The 2,771-nt window shown below is 67.8% G+C and carries 4 protein-coding genes; 1 reads left to right on the plus strand and 3 read right to left on the minus strand.

Features of this window, described 5'->3' with window-relative positions; genetic code table 11:
- A partial coding sequence (locus tag ACFT4A_RS42330) for a hypothetical protein (protein WP_382842022.1) occupies positions 1–190 on the plus strand: 190 nt, incomplete at its 5' end.
- A 4-nt stretch (positions 191–194) separates the two neighbouring features.
- Here the strand turns inward: ACFT4A_RS42330 and ACFT4A_RS42335 are convergent.
- Genes ACFT4A_RS42335 through ACFT4A_RS42345 form a run of 3 tightly spaced genes read right to left on the minus strand, consistent with a single transcriptional unit; the run spans position 195 to position 2,609 of the window.
- The gene (locus tag ACFT4A_RS42335; protein ID WP_382842025.1) at positions 195–1,244 is read right to left on the minus strand and encodes a hypothetical protein; all 1,050 of its coding nucleotides are present in this window, start codon (positions 1,242–1,244) and stop codon (positions 195–197) included.
- An 11-nt stretch (positions 1,245–1,255) separates the two neighbouring features.
- Positions 1,256–2,095, minus strand: a complete 840-nt coding sequence (locus ACFT4A_RS42340) for a transposase family protein (protein WP_382842028.1) — start codon at positions 2,093–2,095, stop codon at positions 1,256–1,258.
- Positions 2,096–2,153: 58 nt separating this feature from the next.
- A complete protein-coding gene (locus ACFT4A_RS42345; protein WP_382842030.1) occupies positions 2,154–2,609 on the minus strand; it encodes a hypothetical protein in 456 nt (151 codons plus the stop codon).
- Positions 2,610–2,771: the final 162 nt, after the last annotated feature.

Here is a 2,771-nt window from a genome sequence, read left to right on the forward strand (position 1 = left end):
CCGAGCCTCCGCCAACTCGAAGTCGCAGGTAAAAGGGCTGGTGTGGCGGTCTCTCGGGATGCTCGTGCTGGTCGCGGGCGGCAGTCTGCTGAGAAGATCGTCTGCCGGGCTGCGGCAGAACCATCGTTCTGTGACGCTCGGCGTCCAGTTACGGCCGACGCCGACAGCCCTTTCTGAACGGAGGCCGTGAAGCTTCAGCCGTGTTGGTGCCTGACGGCCATCGTGTGGAATATCTTCTTCGGTTCCCAGCGAGCCTCGTCGAGCACCCGGACGACGCCGTACGAGCCAAGGTCGTGCTGCCTGGGCCTGCTGTAGCCGGCGAAGGTGAACCAGAGCGCGGTGTCCACGCCTTCCTCTTCGAAGATGTCCAGTAGCTCGGTGAAGTAGCGTGCCTGTTCGTCCTCGTCCGGCACCGCGCCGTGCGGCACTTGCCAGGCCATGCCGCCACGTTCGCCCGCGCCCTGGTAGGCGCAGGTTCCGTACTCGGTTACCGCGACGGGCTTTCCGTGGGCGAGGTGGCCGCGCAGTTCGTCCCGGAAGCTGTCGGCGTTGTAGGCAGCCCGGTAGGCATCGATGCCGACGAAGTCGAACGGATGCCAGTCGACGAACTCCCAGGGCGCCGAGGCGTAGGTGATCCGCCCGCCGAAGTGCGTGCGGGCGGTCGCGGCGGCTTCGGAGAGGAACTCATTGAGGCGTTCTTGCACCGGTCCGAGGGAGGACCACCACTCCATGTCGGCGCTGGCCATGGCCCGCAGGCGGTCGCCGTAGGTGTCGCCCGGGATGAAGCCCCCGCAGTACGCGCTGATCTCGCAGCCGGCGACGAACACCACGTCGGCGCCGGCCTCCCGCACAGCTTCGGCGCGTTGGGCGCAGTCGGCGAAGAACGGGAGTAACTGGCCGTGAGGGAGGTCCACGGGAAAGGGAGCGAACCAGACCTCAAGGCCCGTGTCTGCAGCATGCCGGGCAGCGATGCTCAGCCGTTCGGGCTCTCGCCCGGAGATACGAACGACGTCGCAGTGGAGCTCCCTGGAGATCACCGCCATGTCGTGCTGGACCGTTTCAGGGGTGAAGCTCTTGCGGGAGAGTTCTTCCCCAGGCAGGAATCCGGTGTCGTAGTTGATGCCCCGTGCGCGCACGCCCTTGCCCCTTTTCGCTTGACCGGTGCCGTGTTCTGGCAAGTCAATGCCGTGCCCGGGGTCTTTGGCCAGAGGGGGAATGCTCCGGACGAACGTCGGGCATTGCATGCGGCGTTGTCTCAGCGGCTGACTTCGAGGTTCGTCAGGACGAGCAGGGCGCGCAGGAGTTGGGTGGCGCGGGCGGGATCGGTGCGGAGTTTGGTCAACACGCGCCAGTTCTTGAGGTGAGCGAAACCGTGCTCGACTGGGGCGCGTCCGGCGGCCAGCACGTGGTTCGCCGTCTTTTGTCCGGGGGTGAGTTTGCGGTAGCGGGTGGCCTTGAAGCCGGTGACGATAACCAGGTCGTCGGGGTCCTCGGGTTTGTCCACGCCGAGGAAGCCCAGGTCGGCGAGGGCGCCGAGGCCGGCTGCTTTCAGGTGGTTGACGAGTTGGTCGTGGCGGGCGGCGGTGGCGTCGTGGGTTCGGCCGGGCCGGGCGGCGGAGATCCAGATCAGCCGTCCCTTCTCGTCGGTCAGGGCGAGGAAGTGCAGGCCGTGGCGGTGGTGCTTGCCGGAGAAGTTCTTCCGGTTGTCGCGTCCGGTGCGGCGCTGGGTGGGGATGAGGGTGCCGTCGACCAGGACGACTTTCCCGCCCCGCTTCGCGATCTTCTTCAGGGCCCGGTCCAGGCGCGGACCGCGGGCGGCGAGCAGGTGGATCATCTCGTCGCGCCAGCGGCGGACAGTGGACTCGGCGACGTTGTTGCCGCCGGCCATGTCGGCCAGGCGCTGGTCGTGGCGGAGCACGGCCAGGACAATCACCGCGATCTTCCCCGGCGGCAGCGACCGCCAGCGCGAGCCTATCGATTTCAGGTGGCGCCGCAGCAGGCGGGCGAGGTGGTTGACGGTGTGCGTGGACAGCGGCAGACGGCACTGGTAGACAAGGGACACGGTGTCCCCGGCGCGCTCTTCGGTTTTGGTCACACATTCCCAACGAGCCCCGGGGACACCGTAGTTACGGCCCTCTTTACTGGCTCGCGCCTCACGGGCGGACGGCGAACCGCCCGTCGGGACGCTTGTGCAGCCAGCCGCGATCGGCCAACTTGGTCAGCTTCCCGCGCAGCGGCTCCAGTTTGCCCCGCACCCCGGTATCCAGCCCGATCGCCTCACCGACCTGGCGGACCGTGACGGGCCCGCCCGCGTCACGCACTGCGGCGAGAATGCGCTGGTACTCCGGTGGGAGCACGGTCTCGGTGACCTCCGGCGCGCGGTGCGGGATCAGCAGCACCCCTTTCCCACCCACCTGCGCGACAGTCGGCGCCGTTACGGCTCGTTCGGCGGCGATCTGCTCGCCCATCCGGGTCAGCACCCGCTCGGCCGCAGCGAGGTCATCGCGCTCGGCCCGCACCTCCGCCAATTGCTTGACCAGCTGTACTTCCAGATCGTCCAACTCCGCGCGGCGTACTGAGATCCGCTCGGTCACCTCGGGATCCACCATGCGCCGGATCGTAGGGAAGAGGGCGAGGCAGCGGACCGGAACAGGCGAACCGCCCTGCCAGATGATCTACATGCTGGACACTGCCCCACCACCAGCCCGAACAGCCCCACCCACCATCACGCCAGGGCCCGCGACCAGCCGAAATCAAGATGGCGGAGGCTC

The sequence above is a fragment of the Streptomyces sp. NPDC057099 genome (assembly GCF_042671245.1).
GTDB lineage: Bacteria > Actinomycetota > Actinomycetes > Streptomycetales > Streptomycetaceae > Streptomyces > Streptomyces purpurascens.

Coding starts and splice junctions, on each gene's coding strand:
- ACFT4A_RS42345 (WP_382842030.1), bottom strand. CDS start 2,609: ATGGTGGATCCCGAGGTGACCGAGCGGATCTCAGTACGCCGCGCGGAG.
- ACFT4A_RS42335 (WP_382842025.1), bottom strand. CDS start 1,244: ATGCAATGCCCGACGTTCGTCCGGAGCATTCCCCCTCTGGCCAAAGAC.